The sequence below is a fragment of the Gordonia sp. OPL2 genome (genome assembly GCF_003797825.1).
Classification (GTDB): domain Bacteria; phylum Actinomycetota; class Actinomycetes; order Mycobacteriales; family Mycobacteriaceae; genus Gordonia.
Window position 1 is genome coordinate 1 of record NZ_RKME01000009.1, and the last position, 18,988, is coordinate 18,988.

Here is an 18,988-nt window from a genome sequence, read left to right on the forward strand (position 1 = left end):
ACCGCCACCAGCGACACCCCCGCCGACGACACCCCCGCCTGCGCCGCCGCCGATGACACCGCCACCGGCGCCACCTGCACCGATACCGCCGGCGAGACCTCCGCCGGCACCGGCGATGGCACCCAGCCCTGCGCCGGCTCCCGCCGACACCAGGCCGGCGTCGGCGACCAGCGGCGCGGCCGCCGAGATGTCAGCGGGGCTGACCCCGTGCAGGCCGGCCGCGGCGAGGGTCGCCTCCGGGTTGCGGCAGTAGGCGTTGATCGACTGCTCGTCGCGCAACAGGCCGAGAATGAAGTCCAGGATGGCGTTGGTGCTCATGCGAGTCGTCTCCTCGTCGGGCGAGATCGGGTCGATCCCGTGATGGTGTCGACGCTAGGCACCGGCAGGCCGACCGACATCGGGGAAAAGCCCTAGTTCGCCGGTTCCCCCTACGCCGGGGCGTCGATCCCCGGGGTGCCGCGCGCGCATGGGGGACGGGTCGGGGATCGGCCCCCTACTTGGTCTGGACCGCTAACGGCCAGGTCCCCGCACACGACACACTCAACAAGCGCGCCGCATGGATGCCGTGCGGTGCAGACAGGAGTGAGGCGATGACGCTCGGGATCGGCGTGACCATCGGGGCCGACAACTGTGTCGCGTCTGCGGCCTCCGCGGACGCCTGGGAGACCACCGTCCGACGATCGACGGTCGAACTCGTGGGCCGTGACGACTTCATCGACCGCGTCGGCGACCCGGTCGGCATCGTCGACGACAACGGCGACCCGGTACCTGCGGCAGACGTCTACGCCGAGGCGGTGGACGCCATGGTCGACGCGGTCCGCGCCGACCTCGGCGACCTGTCGGATGCCCGCCTGACCGTGCTGCATCCGGACACCTGGTCTGCTGCCGCCGTCGACGAGGCCCGCGACGCCCTGCACGGCTGCGACGGCCTCACCGGACTGACGATCGGCTGGGCGGCGACGTCGTCCGCAGCCGTCGCCGCCGCAGAGCACTCCCACGGCGCATTTCCCGACGGTGCGACCCTCGTCGCCTACGACCTCGGCGCGTCCACACTGACCGCCACCGTGGTCCGGGCGGGGGAGGTCCCGGAGATCGTCGGCCGGCCCCTCGCGTCGTCGGCGATCAGCGGCCGCGAGTTCGACCGGCTCATCCTCGCAGACCTCCTCGACGTCACCGGAGTCTCCGGCGGGCTGGCCACCATCGCCCACGACGACCCATCGGTCATCGACGACCTCGCCGAACTGCGGGAACGGTGTCGCGCGGCGAAGGAAACCCTGTCCGTCGACACCGACGCGGTGGTCGACGTCGCCGTCGGTGAGCATCACACCGAGGCGCGACTCGTCCGCGAGGACGCGGAGAATCTCCTGCGGGCACCGATCCTGGAATCGGCGTCGCTCATCCGCGAGGCGCTGATCGCCGCCGACGTCACACCCGATCAGGTCACCGCGATCGTGGCGACCGGCGGTGGTGCGTCGATCCCGCTCGTCACCGAGCTGCTGTCGACCACCCTGCGACTGCCTGTTCTGCTCGACCCGGAGCCGCTCTCGGCGGCGGCCGCGGGTGCCGCGTTGCTCGCCACCCGTGGTGTCGCTGAACCAGCGACCGACCTGCTGCCGGTGGGCGCCGGCGCGACCGAGTCGACGGCGGTGCTGCCCGCCCAGCCGCCGGTGCGCGAGGTCATCCCGGCACCGTCCCTCACCGCCGACGAACCCGCACCCCGACTCGGCCGCGGTCGTCGCGGAATGCTCATCGGCGCCGGAACCCTTGTCCTGGCGGCGATCACCGCCACCGGGCTGTCCGTCGGGACCGGGCTGATCGGTCCGGCCGCCGACCCCGTCACCCCGGCGCCGGCCGGCGCCGCCACATCGGAGAGGCCACTGACAACAGCGGGGACGACCGGGGCCACGACCGCGACCGGCACGACCGCAGGCGCGGCACCCGTCCAGACGCAGCGTCCCGTCGGAACGCCGCAGGGTGCGCCGACGAATCAGGCTCCCGTGAACCAGAATCCGGTTGCGCCGAACTCCCGCGCGCAAGCGCCGGCCACCCAGAATCCGTCACCGGCGAATCCGGGATCGCAGAGTCCGGCGCCGGCGAATCCAGCACCGGCGAATCCGGCGCCGTCGAATCCCGGGTCGTCGAATCCGCCTGCGCCCTCGACGAACAACCCGCCACCGGAGTTCCCCGAGTCCTCGGGCGGCGGCGGTAACGGGGGCGGCAACGGTGGGGGAGGCAACGGTGGCGGTTCGGGCGGTGGCGTCACCCAGCTGCCGGGCCGCGTGCTCGAAGGTACCGGCGACACGGTCTGCGGAGTCGCGGGCATCCTCTGCCGGTGACCGACCGATCAGCCCTCGCCAGGATCGTCCGGGACGTCGGCGTCCGCGGGGCCGCTCTCGACTGCGCCCTCGTCGTCGGGCCGCCCGGAACCGGACGATCAGCCATCCTGCGCTCCGTGGCAGAACTTCTGCGTGACAACGGTGTTCGTGTCATCGTCGGAGTACCGGCCGACGATCTGACGCCGGATGTGGACGGATCGCGCCGGCCGATCGTCGTCGCCGACGACCTGCACATGTGGCCGGTCGAACTGCTCGACACCCTTGTCCGGCGACTCGACGACGGAACGGCGGGCGTCGTCGGCGCGACCGAGAACCGCGACCGTGATCCCGCGATCGCCGGTCTCATCGCCCGCGCCCGCCGCAGCGGCGCCGACCTGCTTCGCCGTCCGATGTCGACCGGCGCAGTGATCGATCGTGCTGCTGCGCAAGGACTCTCGCTCGACGCGACGACCGCCTCGCACATTCGTCGCCGATGTTCCGGCGCCTCGGCCGTGATCGACGATGTCCTCGCCATCATCGCCTCGGGCGACGTCGAGGCCGGCGACGACGGCCTCGACGTCGGTAGTGATGTCGGTGACCTTGCCGGACCTGTTCGGCCGGTGCGGGATCCGATCTCCATCGCCGAGAGTGTCGCCCGCGATCACCGACATCGGGTGTTCCGAACCCTCGACGACGACACCTTGTCGGTGCTCGCGCTGGCGTCGTCGCGCGCCGCGCTCGACCCGGTGTCGGTGGCTGCGACGCTCGAGATCACCGCCGACGATGCGGCCATTGCGCTCGACCGTGCCCGCGGCAGCGGATTCCTCGGCGGCGCCGACGTCTTCCCGGCCGTCGCAGCCGAATCCCTGTGCGACGTCATCGGTCCGGAACGACTCCACGACCTTCGACGCCGCGCCGTGCAGGTTCGCCTGCGCTCCGGTGCGCCGACCGTCGACGATGCGCTGCGCGCCGTCGGCGCCGGCATAGTCGATCCGGTCGTCGTCGAAACCCTGTGTGCTGCGGCGCGAGAGTCCGAACCCGCTCGCGCCGCGACACTGCTCGAGGCCGCAGAGGCGGCCGGTGGCGACGCCGCCTGGCTGCGGCCGGCGCGCGCACGACTCGCGCTCGACGCCGGGGATCTCCCCGGTGCGGCGCGACTCGTCGACGACCTCATCGCCGACATCACCACGCCCACCGACCGCGCTGCCGATGCGCTCGCCGTCGCGGCTGCCGTCGCCCGCGCCACCGGACGTCACACCCAGGCAGCCGACTTGTTCCGGTGGCTCGGCCCGGACCTCGTCGCCGGCCATCGGGTCGCCGCGGTCGACGCGCTGCTCGCCGTCGGCGATCGCGCCGGCGCAACGACGTTCGGGCAGCCGGGACGACGAGCACCGACGGCTTCGCGCTTCGCCGAGGACGCCGCCATCGCCGCGATGTTGTCGGCCGACGTCGAGCCGGCAGTCGAGGAGCTGATTCGCGCATGGTCGTCGGTCGGCGACCCCACACGGTTGAGGGAGCTGGGCTGGACCTCGTTCGCGCTCGCCGTGCAGTGCGGTGATCAGATCGCCGCGGCTTCGCTCAGGGACCTGATCTGGGCAGACACCGACGACCCCGACTGCGCGCTCGCCGACGCGTGGTCGGCGCTCCACGCCGGGGACCTGGACGCGGCCGCCGCGGCGATCGCCGCCGAGTCCCCGTCGACCGTGCCCGCCGCCCGCCTCCGCCGGCTGGCGATCGCACTGGGCGTCGCCGGACGAACCGGCGACATGGCCGGGCTGGCGACGACCTGGCGTCAGGCCGTCCCGCTGATCGTGTCGGTCGAGATCGGCCTGGCCGACGTCGCCCTCCTCGGTGAACTGTGGCTGGCCGCCGCCCGGATCGGGGACGCCGCACGGGTCGCCCGACACGTCGCGGCCGTCGACGCCCTCCTCGACCGGCTCGACGACCGTGCGGTGTGGCGGCCACTGTGGACCTGGTACGCGGTCCGCGCCGGACTGTTGGCCGGTGATCTGACCGGTGCACGATCCCGCGCGGGTGACCTGGCAGCGATGTCGGCGCAGGCGGGGGCCACCCGATTCGTGGCGGCGTTGAGCGAGGCAGCGGCGGTCTCGGTGGCGGTGGGCGCGGATGTCGGCGGTGCCGGGCAGCCCTCGGTGTCCACGCAACGCATCACCGCCGCCGTCGCAGGCCTCGAGGCCGTCGGACTGCGTGGAGATGCCGGACGACTCGCGGCCGACGCCGCCCTGCGCGCCGACGACACGGCCGTCGCGACGAGCCTCTTGCGAACGGCCCGGTCGGTGGGCCCGGATCGCCCGGCGAACGTGGGCCGGACGGTTGCGGGTGGGCTGAACAACGACGTCGACGGCCCGCTCACCGAGCGTGAGGCGGAGGTCGCGCGCGAGCTGCTTGCCGGATTCACCTATCGTGAGATCGGCGAGCGACTGTACATCTCCGCCAAGACCGTCGAGCACCACGTCGCACGCATCCGCCGCCGACTCGATGCCGGGTCGCGGTCCGAGCTCCTCGCCGCAATTCGCGCCGCCGGGTACCAATGAACTTACCGCACGGTAAGATGATTCGAACGCCACGACCGTGGTGCGACGATCGGCGAAGGAGTGACGATGGCCGGCGGTACGAAACGGCTGCCCCGCGCGGTGCGGGAACAGCAGATGCTCGACGCCGCCGTCAAGGTCTTCTCCGAAAACGGCTTCCGTGAGGCGTCGATGGATGCGATCGCGGCCGAGGCCGAGATCAGCAAACCGATGCTCTACCTCTACTACGGTTCCAAGGACGAACTGTTCAGCGCGTGCATCGAGCGTGAGTCCGGCCGGTTCATCGATGCGATGAGCGTCGGCTTCGACCCGTCGCTACGCCAGCGCGAGCAGGCCCGCACCGTCGTCAAGGAGTTCCTGCGGTTCGTCGACGAACACCGGCAGTCGTGGAAGGTCCTGTACCGCGTCGCCGTCGGCACCCAGACGTTCGCCCACTTCGTGACCGACAGCCGCAAGCGCGTCACCGAGATGGTCACCGAACTCATCCGCGCGGGCACCACCGTCGAGGGCGCGCGTGACATCGACTTCGAACTCACCGCCGTCGCACTCGTCGGCGCGGGCGAGGCCGTCGCCGACCGCATCACCGAGGGCGACGTCGACCTCGAGACCGCGACCGACCTGCTCGTCGGCATCACGTGGCGCGGCCTGAAGGGTGTCGGCACCGCGGACATGCCGGTCGAGTGAGTCCGACGCGGCGCGGTCGTCGACGTCGGTGACGACACGCACCTCATCTGTCAGGAGCCACCTTCGGAGCCGCGAAGGTGGCTGCCGACCGATGAGGTGGCTGTCGGCCGGCTGCTGCGGTGGTCGAATCGCATGACGTTCCGCGGAACGCCACGACTTTCTCCGCATATTCATCTGAACGTCTGCCGGATTTGACAGATTTGCACCCCTGCCATATTCAGGAGATCGAGCGATCGGGGGAACGATGTCGGAATTGGTGGTCGACCCATCTGCAGTTGGTGCAGCGGCGACGGAGATATCTCGTTGTGCATCGCGGCTGATGGCGCAGGAACTCACCTCGTACGCGGGCCTGGAAGGGACCACGGCGACTTTCAGTCAGCTGGCGGGACAATTCACAGGGGCGACGAACGATATGTCGGTCGTCGCAACGACCGCGGATCAGCAGATCTCTGCGTCCCTGGGCAACGCGTCGGGAACGGTCTCGGCGTTTTCCGAGTTGGTCGTCGGCGTCAAGAACACCACTGTCGACACCGATGAGCAAAGTGCGGGCAAGCTGCGTGATGCCGTCCCCTTCCCCGCTCGCCAGGGCCAGCAGACTGACCGTACGGTTCCGATCGATGTCTTGCTTTCGGTGAAGTAGCGTATGCCACCCAGCTACAACGAGGTCATGGCGTGGAATCCCGACGTCTTGACCTCCATCGCAAACGGCGTGATGAAGATCCAGGCGCACCTTGAGATCGAAGCACCCCGGGCCGGTAACCCTGTGCTCAACTTGACTGCTGCGCAGTGGGCGGGTCAAGCACGTGGGCCCGCCGACAATCGGGCCGCCGGTATCACGCGATGGCTGAAGGAAGTGGCCGACGAATACGGCGATCTGGCCGCAGCGCTCAACGCCGGGGCGCCCGACATCCGTGGGGCAATGACCGCACTGGCGAATCGAACGACCCTCGCCGATGCCGACGGATACATCCTGGATCGGGGTAGCCGGAGCTACACCGTGAGTTTCCAGCCCAGCCGCGCGCCGGATGGCGCCGAGTACGACGCCGGCACAGCGTACGAACATCAGACCGCTCTGCACAATCTTGGAGCTGCTGCGGATACCGCTGTGACGAATGTCAGGAACTCAGTCGTATCCGCGCTCTCGGAGATCGGGGGAATCACGCCCTCATCTATCGCGGTGAACAGGGGAGCGATCGACCCGGCGCTCGCCGCTGGTGACAGCGAGGCCATTCGCAACGGCACGGCCACACCGGAGCAGAAGGGACGGTTTGCTCGGGCAATGAGCCTGACGCCTGACCAGCTTGCCAAACTCCAGGCCGGCCAGCCGGTCGACATCGACCCGTCGAGGCTTGCGTATATCAAGAACGCGCTGGGGGCGGACCCTGGGAACAGTGATATGACGAGCCCAGCGGTGACCGCGGCAATCGCGGCTGCACAGCGACGCGGAGAAGACATCGCGGATGCCTATAGTAGGCCCCGCCGGTCAGTCGGTCAGGCCGGAATGAGTGCTGACGACATCTCTCGACTGAACACACTGGGGAAAACGATGGCCCGCGGGTCATTTGTGCTTGGTGCAGGCGTGACCGTCTTCGACGAATGGAGTAAGTACGATCGCGGCGAACAAGACGGTGGGGACGCGACCGCTGCAGTCGGCGGTGCGCTCGCGGGGGGCGCGCTCGGTGGCGCCGCCGCAGGGGCGGTGGTCGGGTCATTTGCGGGTCCAGTAGGTACGGCGATCGGCGCCGGTATCGGCGCCGCCATCGGCAGCAAGGCCGGTTCCGATGCGGCCAAGGTCGTGAAAGGATGGTTCGATTGATGCGACCCCGTGAGTCCGGCGAGAACGAGCATCAGGCTCGGCATCGTGCCGATTCAGCGTCCACATCGTGGAGTGCGCAAGCCTCCTCGAAGCGGTCATTGTCTTCTTCGCTGTCGGACGGCACCTTGGGCTTTATGATATTCACGCCGCTGATCTGCAGCCCGACGATCGCAGCTTTTGTTATCGGTCTGGTGAGCGGAAACGCGCTGTCGCAGTGACGGGCACGATAGGACGCGCATCATGATAGCGGCAACCGAATACGCGATCGCTCGCTACGGCTGCACGGTGACACTCTGTGCAACAACGGAATTACTGGACTTCGCTCCACCCGCCGCCTGGTACGACCTGGATTCCCGGTCAGCTCATGACGCGATGGCGAGCAGGGTGCTCCTACGTTCGGTCGATCCGATCCCGAGGTTCGTGCCCAACGTGGCCATCCAGTACTTCGACCTCGGTGCGACCGACGTGATCGATCTCGCTGAGATCGACACCGGTTTCGACATCGGCGCCTTGGATGGAGGCACGATCCTGAGTCACGCGGTCACGCCAGACGGACGTCTCAGCGTTGACGAGGGGACGTACCACGCTGGTGAGGCAGAACTGCGTGTTCGTCGTTCTCAGCTTGCCTATGTGACAACTGCAGGCGACTCGATGTTGTCGATCCTGACGGCAACAGCTGCGGTCAGTGATTGGGACAGCGCAGACTACGAGATCAAAGACATGGAGGAGAGTTGGCTCAAGGTGACAACTCAATCGACTGGCGCAGTGTGAGGACCTACTTCACCGGAAAGGTGTCGGTGCTCGTGACCTATCCGATCATCGGATTCGCTGCCGGAATCCTCGTCGGCTATCTCGCGGGCTGAACTGGTGTGCCGGAGCCGAACTCCTGCACCGGTCGCCGAATCCCGCGTTGACCACTTGAGGTGCAGGCAGTAGCGCACGTAGTGACATCAGGCGCAAGAACTCAGCCCGGTAACCTCTGATCCGTGCACACAATCGCCGACTGGCTCGTCGAGGTGGTTCGGTCGGTGCCCTCCTGGGCGGTGTATCTCGTTGCGTGCGCGGTGGTCTACGCGGAGACCTCGACCCTGATCCTCGGTCTGATCCTGCCCAGTGAAGCCGTCCTGTTGGCGGCGGGTGTCGCCGCGGCCGTCGGCCCGACGTCGGTCGGCGCCCTCGCCGTCGCCGTCTGTGTGTGCGCGATAGCGGGTGACGCCACCGGCTACTGGATCGGGCGCAGCTCCGGTCATCGGGTGAAGGCGTCGCGAGCGGGCCGACGATTCGGTGAGCATCGGTGGAAGTCTGCCGAAGAGCGCATCGACCACGACGGCATGGTCGCCGTGGCAACCGGTCGGTGGATCGGATATGTGCGTACGCTCGTGCCGCCGGTGGCAGGGATGACCCGGATGCGGCCACTCCGATTCGGCATCGCCGACGCCATCGGTGCCATCACCTGGGCGACCACGGTGCTGCTCGTCGGATACTTCGCCGGCGCGGCGCTGGGCGCGACCTTGCTGCTCTACGCGGGCGTCGCGGTCGTGCTGGTGGCCGGCGGCTGGTACCTGTGGCGGTGGTGGCAGCAGCGACGACACGCCTGAGTTCTTCCCCCACAAACGCATTCGTCCCCCGGCCGCAGCCGGGGGACGAACACGATTCGGGCGGAAGAACTCAGGCTCCGCGCTCAGGCTCCGCGGGTGGTCGCCGTCAGATGCGGATAACCCTTGCGACGGTTGAGGATCGAGATGTCGAAGCTGCCGGACGCACTCGGCCCGCTCGCTGCGCTTCCGGCGCCGGACGCACTCGGCCCGCTCGCTGCGCCGGCACCATCGATCCGCCTGGTGTAGAGATTCACCTTCGCCGGCAACAGGATCGGCTTGCCGAAACGCACCGAGTAGGTGACGTCGTCGGGGAGCTGGGCCTCGACGTTGGCGACCGCGGCTGCCGCACTCCACATCCCGTGTGCGATGGCCTTCGGGAAGCCGAATGCCTTGGCAGACAGGTTGCTCATGTGAATGGGGTTGCGGTCACCGGAGGCCTCCGCGTACTGCCGGATGCGACCCAGATCCACCGACAACACGGAATCCGGTGGCGGCGGGGTGGTCTGCTTCGGCTCCGGTCCGCGCGGCTCGTCGGACAGGCTCGTCCGCTGCTGCTTGAGGAACGTCGCCACCTGGGTGGTCACCAACTCGGAACCGACACTGATCTGCGAGACCATGTCGATCAGCAGGCCCTTGCGGTGCTCGCGCAGGTTCTCCGCGTGCGTGTCGATAGTCAACGGCTCGTCGATACCGATCGGGCGGAGCCGATGGATGCTGTTCTCCACATGGACCGAACCGACGGCCCCGAACGGGAAGTCGTTGTCGGTCATGACCTTCATGGCGAGCGGGAACTGCAGCACGAACGGATAGGTGAGCGGCAGCGTCGCGCCGAAGCGCTGGCCGGTGACCCGCGTGTAGGCATGCAGCTTGTCGGCGTCCACCCGGACGTTCTCGAGTCGGTAGTTGCGGTCGGGGATCGTGGCGTCGGCTCGCACCCTCGCCGGCTTCCCGATGACCGGCAGCATCGCGCCGACGGCCTTGGAATACACCTCGGCGGTGCCCGGAGCGCCCTGCAGTGTGATCGTCTTACCCATCACGCACCCAGGAATCCCTGGCCGCACACGCGGACCACGTTGCCGGTGATGGCGCTCGACGCCGGGCTGGCAAAGTACGCAACGGTTTCTGCGACGTCGACGGTCTGGCCACCCTGCTGCAGCGAACTCATCAGGCGTCCGGCCTCACGTGTGGCGAGCGGGATCGCGGCGGTCATCTTGGTCTCGATGAAGCCCGGGGCCACCGCGTTGATGGTGATGCCCTTCTCACCGAGGATCGGCGCGTAGGTGTCCACGAGTCCGATCACGCCCGCCTTGGAGGCGCCGTAGTTGGTCTGGCCGCGGTTGCCGGCGATGCCCGCGATCGACGACACGTCGATGACTGCGCCGCCCTCCCTCAGCGCACCCTTGGCCAGCAGGTCGTCGACCAGTCGCTGCGGTGCGATGAGGTTGACACCGATGACCGCGTCCCAGCGGGCGTCGTCCATGTTCGCGAGCAGCTTGTCGCGGGTGATGCCGGCGTTGTTGACGATGATGTCGATGCCGCCGTGGCGCTCGAGCGCGTGGTCGGCGAGCTTGGTGCCTGCGTCGTCGGCGGTGACGTCGAGCGGGAACGCGGTGCCCTTGATCCGGTTCGCGGTCTCCGACAGGGCCTCGCCTGCCTGCGGGACGTCGGCGGCGATCACGTGGGCACCGTCGCGGGCGAGCACCTCGGCGATCGTGGCGCCGATACCGCGCGCGGCGCCGGTCACCACGGCGACCTTGCCCGCCAGTGGCTTGTCCCAGTCGGCGGGTGCCGTGGCGTCGGCCTCACCGACGCGGATCACCTGCGCGTCGACGAACGCCGACTTCGCCGACAGCACGAAACGGATCGTCGACTCCAGGCCCGTCAGGCCGGTTTTCGCCTCGGGGGAGACGTAGACGAGCTGCACGGTCGCGCCCTTCTGCAACTCCTTGCCGACCGAGCGGGTGAAACCCTCCAGTGCGCGCTGCGCGATGTGCTCGTTCGGCTCCTTCACCAGCTCGGGCGTGGTGCCGATGACGAGCAGCCGGGCGCACGGCGCGAGTGACCGCATGTTGGGCTGGAAGAACTCGAACAGTTGCCGCAGTTCGCCGGATGAGGTGATGCCGGTCGCGTCGAACACCAGCGCGCCGTACTTGTCCGCGCTGCGGCCGGTCGTCGCGTTCTGGATGACGTCGTAGTCGGGGGTCGACAGGATCTCGCGCAGCGGCTCGACGATCCGGCCGCTGCCGCCGAGCAGCACGGGGCCGGGCAGAGCGGGCTCGGACGGCTTGTAACGACGCAGCGTCGGCGGGACCGGGAGCCCCGCCTGCTTCGCGATGAACGAACCGGGCGCGGAGTGGACGAAGTTCGAATACAGGCCAGTGGCTGCCACGGGAGATCTCCTCTGTCTTCAACGGTGTCTTCGACGGCAGGTCGAGGTGGGAAGCAGGTGTGCGACGACGCTCACGCCGAGCGACGTTCGACAACTAACTTACTCATGAGTAAGAATAGCGTACAGACATCGAACTACACCCCCTGGGAGATCGAAGTGGCTCAGCAACCCAAGACCCGCACCCTGCGTCCGGTCGCGATCCTCGGCGGCAACCGAATCCCGTTCGCCCGCCAGGACAAGTCCTACGCCGAGGTCAGCAACCAAGAGATGTTCACCGCCGCCCTCGACGGCCTGGTGAGCCGCTTCAACCTGCAGGGCGAGCGCCTCGGCATGGTCGCCGGCGGCGCGGTGCTCAAGCACTCGCGTGATTTCAATCTCATCCGTGAATGTGTCCTCGGATCGGCCCTGTCGCCGTACACGCCCGCCTTCGACATCCAGCAGGCGTGCGGCACCGGCCTGCAGGCCATCGTCGCGGTCGCCGACGGTGTCGCGTCGGGCCGTTACGACGTCGCCGTCGGCGGTGGCGTCGACACCACCTCCGACGCCCCGATCGGTGTCTCGGAGTCGATGCGTCGGCAGATGCTGCAGGTCAATCGGGCCCGCAGCACCAAGGATCAGCTGCTGGCCGCGGCCAGGCTGCTGCCGAAGCTCGGCATCGAGATCCCGCGCAACGGCGAGCCGCGCACCGGCATGTCGATGGGTGAGCACGCCGCGATCACCGCGAAGGAGTTCGGCGTCAAGCGCGCCGACCAGGACGCCCTCGCCGCGGCGAGCCATCAGAACATGGCCGCCGCCTACGACTCCGGGTTCTTCGACGATCTGATCACGCCGTTCCTCGGGCTGACCCGCGACGAGAACCTGCGTGCCGATTCGTCGGTCGAGAAGCTGGCCAAGCTCAAGCCGGTTTTCGGTGTCTCGCTCGGTGACGCGACGATGACCGCAGGCAACTCGACCCCGCTCACCGACGGCGCGTCGACCGTGCTGTTGGCCAGCGACGAGTGGGCCGACGAGAAGGGGCTGCCCGTGCAGGCCTATCTCGTCGACAGCGAGACCGCCGCCGTCGACTACGTCAACGGGCCCGACGGACTCCTCATGGCGCCGACGTACGCCGTGCCGCGCCTGCTCGAGCGCAACGGACTCACCCTGCAGGACTTCGACTTCTACGAGATCCACGAGGCGTTCGCCTCGGTCGTGTTGGCGACCCTGGCCGCGTGGGAGTCCGAGGAGTACTGCAAGGAGCGTCTCGGCCTCGACAACGCACTCGGTGCCATCGACCGGGCGAAACTCAACGTCCACGGTTCGTCGCTGGCCGCGGGACATCCCTTCGCGGCGACCGGCGGTCGGATCGTGGCGCAGGCGGCCAAGACGATCAAGGCGAACGGCGGCGGTCGGGCGCTGGTCTCCATCTGCGCGGCAGGTGGACAGGGTGTGACGGCGATCATCGAAGGCTAAATCGTTATTTAGACATCTCAAATCGATAAACAACGGCCCTGACCTGCGGTGAATGGATCGATCCCACCACCCGGGTCGGGGCCGTTGCGCAACAATCCGGTCACACTCCCCGGAAAATTGTTCGCGGAAAGATGTAACGCGACGCGAAATAGCGTAGATATACGAGTAGCTCCGGCTGAGCTGCCAGACCCCCGACCCGGCAGCTCGGTCGGGGCGCCTTCTTTTCCAGCGCCCCTTATGGTTGTGACGTGAGCAGATACCCGGCCGTGCGTGCGGTGGTGCGCATCGTCGTCGGAGTTCTCGCACTCGCCGGCATCGCGCTGGCCACCGATCTCATCCTGACCAAGGGCTCCACGGCGCGCGGTGTCGTCGTCGCCGGCATCCCGGCCGGACACCTCGACGACGCGCAGGCGCAGTCCGTCCTCGACGACCTCGCCGACCGCGCCACCCGGCGGGTCGCGCTGGCCACCTCGACCGGCACCGTGACCGTGCCACCGGACGCGCTCGGGCTGACCTTCGACCGCGACGCGACACTAGAACGACTGATGGAGCAGCCCCGCAACCCCGTCACCCGTGTGCTCGGCCTCTTCGGGGTCTCGCGGACCGTCGAGCCGGTCGTGCAGGTGAACCGTGCGGCCGTCGACGCCACGCTCGATGAGCACCGTCCCACGCTGGAGAAGGCCGCCGTCGAAGGCGGTGTCCACTACGTCGGTGCCACCCCGGTCGCCGACCTCCCGGCGGCCGGCAAGCGGGTGGCCCGCGACGCCGCGACGGCGACGCTGGCGCAACGATGGCTCTACGCCACACCGGTCTCTCTTCCGCTGGAGGATTTCTCGCCCACCGTCTCCGCCGACGTCGTGCGACAGACCGTGGCCGGCGCCGCCACCCGCGCGGTCGCCGGGCCGCTGACGTTCCGCGGAACGCGACCCACGACCGTCCGCGTCGAGCCGGCGCAGCTCGGTTCGATCCTGACGTTCGGCCCCGACGGCAACGGTGGGCTCCGCCCGGTGATCGACCAGAAGCGTGGCATTGCGCTCCTCGGTCCACGCCTGGCCCGGACCGAACGTGCACCCGTCGAGGCGACGATCAGCGTGTCGTCGGGAAGGCCGACGGTGGTCGGGTCGCGTGACGGCTCCCGGGTCGACTGGGAGAAGACATTCGACTCGGCGACGTCCGTGGCCACCGGCGCCGACGCCTCAGACGCGCGTGTCGTCGAGGTCGCCTACGAGCCGGTCAAGCCGCGCCTGGACACCGCGGCCGCGAACAAGCTCGGCATCCGCGAGGTCGTCAGCGAGTTCAGCACCTCTGGTTTCAGCAGCGCGTCGGGGGAGAACATCCGCCTCGTCGCGCAGGAGGTCGACGGTGCGCTCGTGAAACCCGGAGCGACGTTCTCGCTCAACACCCACACGGGGCCGCGGGGTAGCGCCCAGGGGTACGTGACGTCGACGATCATCGATCACGGACATGCCGAGAAGGCCGTCGGCGGTGGCATCTCCCAATTCGCGACGACGCTCTACAACGCCGCCTACTTCGCCGGCCTCGAGGACGTCGACCACACCGAGCACAGCTACTACATCTCCCGCTATCCCGAGGCGCGTGAGGCGACGGTGTTCGAAGGTGCCATCGACCTGAAGTTCCGCAACAACTCCCGCACGGGCATCTTCATCGAGACCGGATGGTCGCCGTCGGGCGTGACGGTGCGGCTTTGGGGGACCAAGACGCGCGAGGTGCAGTCGATCACGGGCGACCGGTCGGCGTTCACCGATCCGCCGTCGCTCAAGTTCCCGAAGGGCGACAACTGCATCGCGTCGAGCGGCAGCCGCGGCTTCACCACCTCGAACACCCGGATCATCACCGACGTCCGAACCGGCGCCGAGATCGGCCGCCACACCCGGACCGTGAAGTACGACCCGGAACCGAAGGTGTCCTGCGTCTGATCCCGATCTGGTCTGATCCCGATCTCGTCGATCCCGGTCCGGTCCCCTCTGGACCGAGCGATAGAACGCTCGATAGGCTCCGGAACGTGGATATCAATGGAGCAAGTGCAATTGTCACGGGCGGCGCATCCGGGATCGGTGCGGCGTCGGTTCGCCAGCTGGCGGCCAAGGGGGCCAAGGTCGTCGTCGCCGACCTGCAGGCCGACAAGGGGGAGGAGCTGGCCAAGGAGGTCGGCGGCATCTTCGTGCCCGTCGACGTCACCGACACCGCTCAGATCGAGGCGGCCATCAACGCCGCCGGCGAGCTCGGTCCGCTGCGGGCCCTGGTGAACTCGGCCGGTATCGGTTGGGCGCAGCGCACGATCGGCAAGGACGGCGAGTTCGCCTCCGCCCACAATCTCGATGCCTACAAGAAGGTCATCGCGATCAACCTCGTCGGCACCTTCGACTTCATCCGTCTCGCCGCCACCGCGATGAGCCGCAACGAGCCGCTGGAGTCCGGCGAGCGCGGCGCCATCGTCAACATGGCCAGCGTGGCGGCGTTCGACGGTCAGATCGGCCAGGCGTCGTACTCGTCGTCGAAGGGTGGTGTCGTCGGCATGACCCTGCCGGTCGCCCGCGACCTCGCCGCCGTCGGCGTGCGTGTCAACACCATCGCGCCCGGCCTGATCGACACCCCGATCTATGGCGAGGGTGAGGCCGCAGAGGCGTTCAAGGCGAAGCTCGGCGAGTCCGTGCTGTTCCCGCATCGTCTCGGTAAGCCGGACGAACTGGCATCGATGGTCGTCGAACTGGTCACCAACTCGTACATGAACGCCGAGGTGATCCGCGTCGACGGCGGCATCCGGATGCCTCCGAAGTAACAGTCGCCGAGAACAGTCCGAAAACAGTTCTCCCCCCGGCTCTGCGTTCCTCCGCCTTGTGCAACTGGCGGAGGAAAACAGAACCGGGGGAAGAACTTTCAGGGTCGGTACGCCGTGCGGGTCAGAAGACCGCTTCGTCGACCTCCATGATGTCGGCGTCGAGGTTCTCGACGGTGGCGCGGATCGCGGTCAGCTGCGGGAGCATCGACTTGGCGAAGAAGCTCGCGACGGCGATCTTGCCCTCGTAGAACGACTTGTCCTCCGACGACACGCCCGCATCGAGTGCGGCGAGCGCGATCTCGGCCTGACGCAGCAGCAGCCAGCCGATCATCAGGTCGCCGACGGAGAGCAGGAACCGCACTGATCCGAGGCCGACCTTGTACAGCTCGGCAGGGTTCTCCTGGGCGTTCATCAGATACCCGGTGAGTGTGGCGGTCATCGCCTGCACGTCGTCCATCGCGGTCTTCAGCAGCGCACGCTCCGCCTTCAGGCGGCCGTTGCCGGCCTCGGTGTCGAGGAACTTCTGGATCTGCCCGGCGACGTGGGCGAAAGCCTGGCCCTTGTCGCGGATGATCTTGCGGAAGAAGAAGTCCTGCGCCTGGATGGCCGTGGTGCCCTCGTACAGCGAGTCGATCTTGGAGTCGCGGATGTACTGCTCGATCGGGTAGTCCTGCAGGAAGCCCGAACCGCCCAGCGTCTGCAGCGACTCGTGACCGAGGATGCCGTAGGCGCGCTCGGAACCGACACCCTTGACGATCGGCAGCAGGAGGTCGTTGACCTTGTGGGCCATCTCGGCGTCGGCGCCGGAGACGATCTGGGCGGCGACGGCGTCCTGATGCGATGCGGTGTAGAGGTACACGGCACGCAGACCCTCGGCGTAGGCCTTCTGGGTCATCAGCGAACGACGCACATCCGGGTGATGGGTGATCGTCACACGCGGTGCGGTCTTGTCGGTCATCTGCGTCAGGTCGGCACCCTGGACACGCTCCTTGGCGTAGTCGAGGGCGTTGAGGTAACCGGTCGACAGCGTGGAGATCGCCTTGGTGCCCACCATCATCCGGGCGTGCTCGATGACATCGAACATCTGCGCGATGCCGTCGTGGACCTCGCCGACGAGCCAGCCGACGGCAGGGGTGCCGTGCTGACCGAAGCTGAGCTCACAGGTGGCCGATGCCTTGATGCCCATCTTGTGCTCGACGTTGGTGACGAAGACGCCGTTGCGCTCGCCCAGTTCGCCGGTCTCGTGGTCGAAGTGGAACTTCGGCACGAAGAACAGCGACAGGCCCTTGGTGCCCGGCTTCGCGCCCTCGGGGCGGGCCAGCACCAGGTGGAAGATGTTCTCGGTCATGTCCTGGTCGGCGGAGGTGATGAACCGCTTCACGCCGTCGATGTGCCAGGTGCCGTCCTCCTGCTTGACGGCCTTGGTGCGCGCGGCGCCCACGTCGGAGCCGGCGTCCGGCTCGGTGAGCACCATCGTTGCGCCCCAACCGCGTTCGGAGCAGATGGCGGCCCACTTCTTCTGCTCGTCGGTACCGTTGTTGAAGAAGATGTTGGCGAAGCCCGAGCCGGCCGCGTACATGAAGACCGGGGGATTGGCACCGAGGATCATCTCGCCGATGGCCCAGTACAGCGAACGCGGGGCGGGCAGGCCACCGAGCTCCTCGTCGATGCCGATCTTGTCCCAGCCGCCCTCGACGAGGGCGTTGTAGGAGGCAGCGAAGCTCTTCGGGATGGCGACGCTGTGGGTCTCCGGGTCGAAGACGGGCGGGTTGCGATCGGCGTCGGTGAACGACTCGGCGATCGGTCCCTCGGCCAGGCTCTTGACCTCGCGGAGCATGTCGACGGCGGTCTCGTGATCGAGGTCGCCGAAGTCCCCGTCTTCCAGGACCTTGTCGAGTTGGAACAACTCGAACAGGTTGAAGTGCAGGTCACGCATGTTGCTCTTGTAATGGCCCATGGAAAAACTTCCTTCTCTGACAGGTCTGGGTGGGCTACGAGTCCTTGGCGCGAGAGTAAGTTACTCGCCGGTAACTACAGGATAGCGCCATCCGGGGTACAGAGCAATTGATCGGTCTGTGATCTGCGTCGACCGAGGTGGGCAGGCGTGGCAGACGGCCTGCGGAAGAGCCGGAGAGGGCGTGTCTACAGGGCTTCTCGCAGGTAGGCGAGATCCGTCGGGATGCCCTCGGCGGGGGTCTCGAGGATGACCGGGGCATCGGCCGCGGCGGCCACCGCGACGAGGACCTCGGGATCGATGTGCCCGTCGGAGAGATTGGCGTGCCGGTCGCGACCGGAGTCGAACTCGTCACGCGAGTTGTTCAGGTGCACCAGATCGATCCGCCCGGTGATGCCCTTGACGCGCTCGACGAGGCCGACGAGATCCTCGCCGCCGGCCCAGGCGTGGCAGGTGTCCAGGCAGAAGCCGGCCTGCTCGAAGTCGCCGACCGACTCCCACAGACGGTCGATGGCCTCCAGGGTCCGGGCCATGGCGTGGTCGCCGCCCGCGGTGTTCTCGATGAGGATCGGGACGCCGAACCCGCCCTTGTCGACCTGGCGGTCGAAGAGCTTGCGCCAGTTGGCGAATCCTTCCTTGGCGTCCTCGCCGTCGCGCAGGTGTCCGCCGTGGACGACGAGGCCGAAGGCGCCGAGTTCGGCGGCCGCGGTCGCCTGCTGCTCGACCGCCTTCCGCGACGGCATCCGCAGCCGGTTGTTCAGGCTGGCGACATTGATCTGATAGCTGGAGTGGACGACGACGTCGATCTCGGAGTCGCGGATCGCGGCCGCATCGTCGCGGGCCTCCGGCTTCTTCCAGCTCTGCGGATCGGTCACGAACATCTGGAAGACGTCGATGCCGAGATCGCTCGCGGTGGACAGGGGGTCGGCGTCCTCACGCAGATGTGCTCCGATGCGCATGGATCAACGATAGTGCCCCGGACCGACAGTGCAGTCCGACAGTGCTGTCCTTCGGTCGTCGCGGTCCTCAGTCGTCGAGCGCGGGCACCGTCTCGATGGTGATCGGCACCCCGGTGGCGATGAGGAGGCGGCAGGGCGCGTCGCTGCCGTGATAGAGACTGAGCCACTCGTGACCCCTGCTGCCCTCTGCGTACACGGTGTCGAGAGCGCGGTTGAGTCGCTGTTCCGCTTCCTTGGTGATGATGTAGCGCTGGTCGCCGTAACGCAGATACCGGTCGGGCACCGAGACTCCTTTCATGGGTGTGATACCGATCACCATCGTAGGTGTTGTCCCAACTGTTCACCCGGTGCCCGGCGGTTTGCGGGTCCCCCAACGGGGAATGATCACTAGGCTGACGGCAGGTGAACGTGCAGGGTGCCCCGACGCGGGCGTGGGTGGGCAGGAACTCGGGTGAGCATTGACGACACG

At 67.9% G+C, this 18,988-nt stretch carries 16 protein-coding genes; 10 read left to right on the forward strand and 6 right to left on the reverse strand.

All coding sequences use genetic code 11. The annotated features are described in order from the left end of the window. The coding region (locus tag EEB19_RS11200; RefSeq protein ID WP_222929933.1) for an IniB N-terminal domain-containing protein at positions 1-318 on the reverse strand (318 nt) is incomplete at its 3' end. Between the two features lie 272 nt (positions 319-590). On the opposite strand from EEB19_RS11200, the gene EEB19_RS11205 reads away from it, so the two are divergent. The 7 genes from EEB19_RS11205 (at position 591) to EEB19_RS11235 (ending at position 8,965) form a co-directional block, all read left to right on the forward strand. Then, entirely contained in the window at positions 591-2,336 is a 1,746-nt protein-coding gene (locus EEB19_RS11205; protein WP_187586197.1) for an Hsp70 family protein, read from the forward strand. Beyond that, positions 2,333-4,870 carry a helix-turn-helix transcriptional regulator gene (locus tag EEB19_RS11210; protein WP_187586199.1) on the forward strand — a complete coding sequence of 846 codons (2,538 nt, stop codon included), beginning with the start codon at positions 2,333-2,335 and terminating at the stop codon, positions 4,868-4,870. The genes EEB19_RS11205 and EEB19_RS11210 overlap by 4 nt, the downstream gene beginning before the upstream one ends. Positions 4,871-4,936: 66 nt before the next feature. Next, positions 4,937-5,551, forward strand: coding sequence for a TetR/AcrR family transcriptional regulator (locus tag EEB19_RS11215; RefSeq protein WP_187586201.1), 615 nt, complete (start codon positions 4,937-4,939; stop codon positions 5,549-5,551). A 244-nt stretch (positions 5,552-5,795) separates the two neighbouring features. Then, positions 5,796-6,191, forward strand: coding sequence for a hypothetical protein (locus tag EEB19_RS11220; RefSeq protein WP_187586203.1), 396 nt, complete (start codon positions 5,796-5,798; stop codon positions 6,189-6,191). A 27-nt stretch (positions 6,192-6,218) separates the two neighbouring features. Continuing rightward, on the forward strand, positions 6,219-7,367 hold the full coding sequence (locus EEB19_RS11225) for a hypothetical protein (protein ID WP_262365588.1): 1,149 nt from the start codon (positions 6,219-6,221) through the stop codon (positions 7,365-7,367). A 240-nt stretch (positions 7,368-7,607) separates the two neighbouring features. Beyond that, positions 7,608-8,138: an acetyltransferase gene (locus EEB19_RS11230; protein ID WP_187586207.1), complete on the forward strand. Its 531-nt coding sequence runs from the start codon at positions 7,608-7,610 to the stop codon at positions 8,136-8,138. Between the two features lie 215 nt (positions 8,139-8,353). Next, positions 8,354-8,965, forward strand: coding sequence for a DedA family protein (locus EEB19_RS11235; RefSeq protein ID WP_187586209.1), 612 nt, complete (start codon positions 8,354-8,356; stop codon positions 8,963-8,965). A gap of 83 nt (positions 8,966-9,048) precedes the next feature. On the opposite strand, the gene EEB19_RS11240 is transcribed toward EEB19_RS11235, so the two are convergent. Both EEB19_RS11240 and EEB19_RS11245 read right to left on the reverse strand, forming a co-directional pair. Then, positions 9,049-9,999 carry a MaoC/PaaZ C-terminal domain-containing protein gene (locus EEB19_RS11240; protein WP_187586211.1) on the reverse strand — a complete coding sequence of 317 codons (951 nt, stop codon included), beginning with the start codon at positions 9,997-9,999 and terminating at the stop codon, positions 9,049-9,051. Beyond that, positions 9,999-11,354, reverse strand: coding sequence for a 3-oxoacyl-ACP reductase (locus EEB19_RS11245; protein WP_187586213.1), 1,356 nt, complete (start codon positions 11,352-11,354; stop codon positions 9,999-10,001). The genes EEB19_RS11240 and EEB19_RS11245 overlap by 1 nt, the downstream gene beginning before the upstream one ends. Positions 11,355-11,510: 156 nt before the next feature. On the opposite strand from EEB19_RS11245, the gene EEB19_RS11250 reads away from it, so the two are divergent. From EEB19_RS11250 to EEB19_RS11260, 3 genes are all read left to right on the forward strand, one after another. Then, complete coding sequence (locus tag EEB19_RS11250; protein ID WP_187586470.1) at positions 11,511-12,806, forward strand: acetyl-CoA C-acetyltransferase; 1,296 nt, start codon at positions 11,511-11,513, stop codon at positions 12,804-12,806. Positions 12,807-13,054: 248 nt separating this feature from the next. Beyond that, positions 13,055-14,743: a VanW family protein gene (locus tag EEB19_RS11255; protein WP_262365589.1), complete on the forward strand. Its 1,689-nt coding sequence runs from the start codon at positions 13,055-13,057 to the stop codon at positions 14,741-14,743. 86 nt (positions 14,744-14,829) lie between these two features. Next, on the forward strand, positions 14,830-15,606 hold the full coding sequence (locus tag EEB19_RS11260; RefSeq protein WP_187586215.1) for an SDR family NAD(P)-dependent oxidoreductase: 777 nt from the start codon (positions 14,830-14,832) through the stop codon (positions 15,604-15,606). Positions 15,607-15,727: 121 nt separating this feature from the next. On the opposite strand, the gene EEB19_RS11265 is transcribed toward EEB19_RS11260, so the two are convergent. From EEB19_RS11265 to EEB19_RS11275, 3 genes are all read right to left on the reverse strand, one after another. Further along, positions 15,728-17,563 carry an acyl-CoA dehydrogenase gene (locus EEB19_RS11265; RefSeq protein ID WP_187586217.1) on the reverse strand — a complete coding sequence of 612 codons (1,836 nt, stop codon included), beginning with the start codon at positions 17,561-17,563 and terminating at the stop codon, positions 15,728-15,730. 185 nt (positions 17,564-17,748) lie between these two features. After that, positions 17,749-18,519, reverse strand: a complete 771-nt coding sequence (locus tag EEB19_RS11270) for a deoxyribonuclease IV (RefSeq protein ID WP_187586219.1) — start codon at positions 18,517-18,519, stop codon at positions 17,749-17,751. Positions 18,520-18,586: 67 nt separating this feature from the next. Further along, positions 18,587-18,802, reverse strand: a complete 216-nt coding sequence (locus EEB19_RS11275) for a hypothetical protein (RefSeq protein WP_187586221.1) — start codon at positions 18,800-18,802, stop codon at positions 18,587-18,589. Positions 18,803-18,988 lie beyond the last annotated feature (186 nt).

Bases quoted from the DNA above. Each gene is read 5' to 3' on its own strand.
- EEB19_RS11270 (WP_187586219.1), bottom strand. From the start codon at position 18,519: ATGCGCATCGGAGCACATCTGCGTGAGGACGCCGACCCCCTGTCCACC.
- EEB19_RS11240 (WP_187586211.1), bottom strand. From the start codon at position 9,999: ATGGGTAAGACGATCACACTGCAGGGCGCTCCGGGCACCGCCGAGGTG.
- EEB19_RS11205 (WP_187586197.1), top strand. From the start codon at position 591: ATGACGCTCGGGATCGGCGTGACCATCGGGGCCGACAACTGTGTCGCG.
- EEB19_RS11265 (WP_187586217.1), bottom strand. From the start codon at position 17,563: ATGGGCCATTACAAGAGCAACATGCGTGACCTGCACTTCAACCTGTTC.
- EEB19_RS11230 (WP_187586207.1), top strand. From the start codon at position 7,608: ATGATAGCGGCAACCGAATACGCGATCGCTCGCTACGGCTGCACGGTG.
- EEB19_RS11220 (WP_187586203.1), top strand. From the start codon at position 5,796: ATGTCGGAATTGGTGGTCGACCCATCTGCAGTTGGTGCAGCGGCGACG.
- EEB19_RS11225 (WP_262365588.1), top strand. From the start codon at position 6,219: ATGGCGTGGAATCCCGACGTCTTGACCTCCATCGCAAACGGCGTGATG.
- EEB19_RS11215 (WP_187586201.1), top strand. From the start codon at position 4,937: ATGGCCGGCGGTACGAAACGGCTGCCCCGCGCGGTGCGGGAACAGCAG.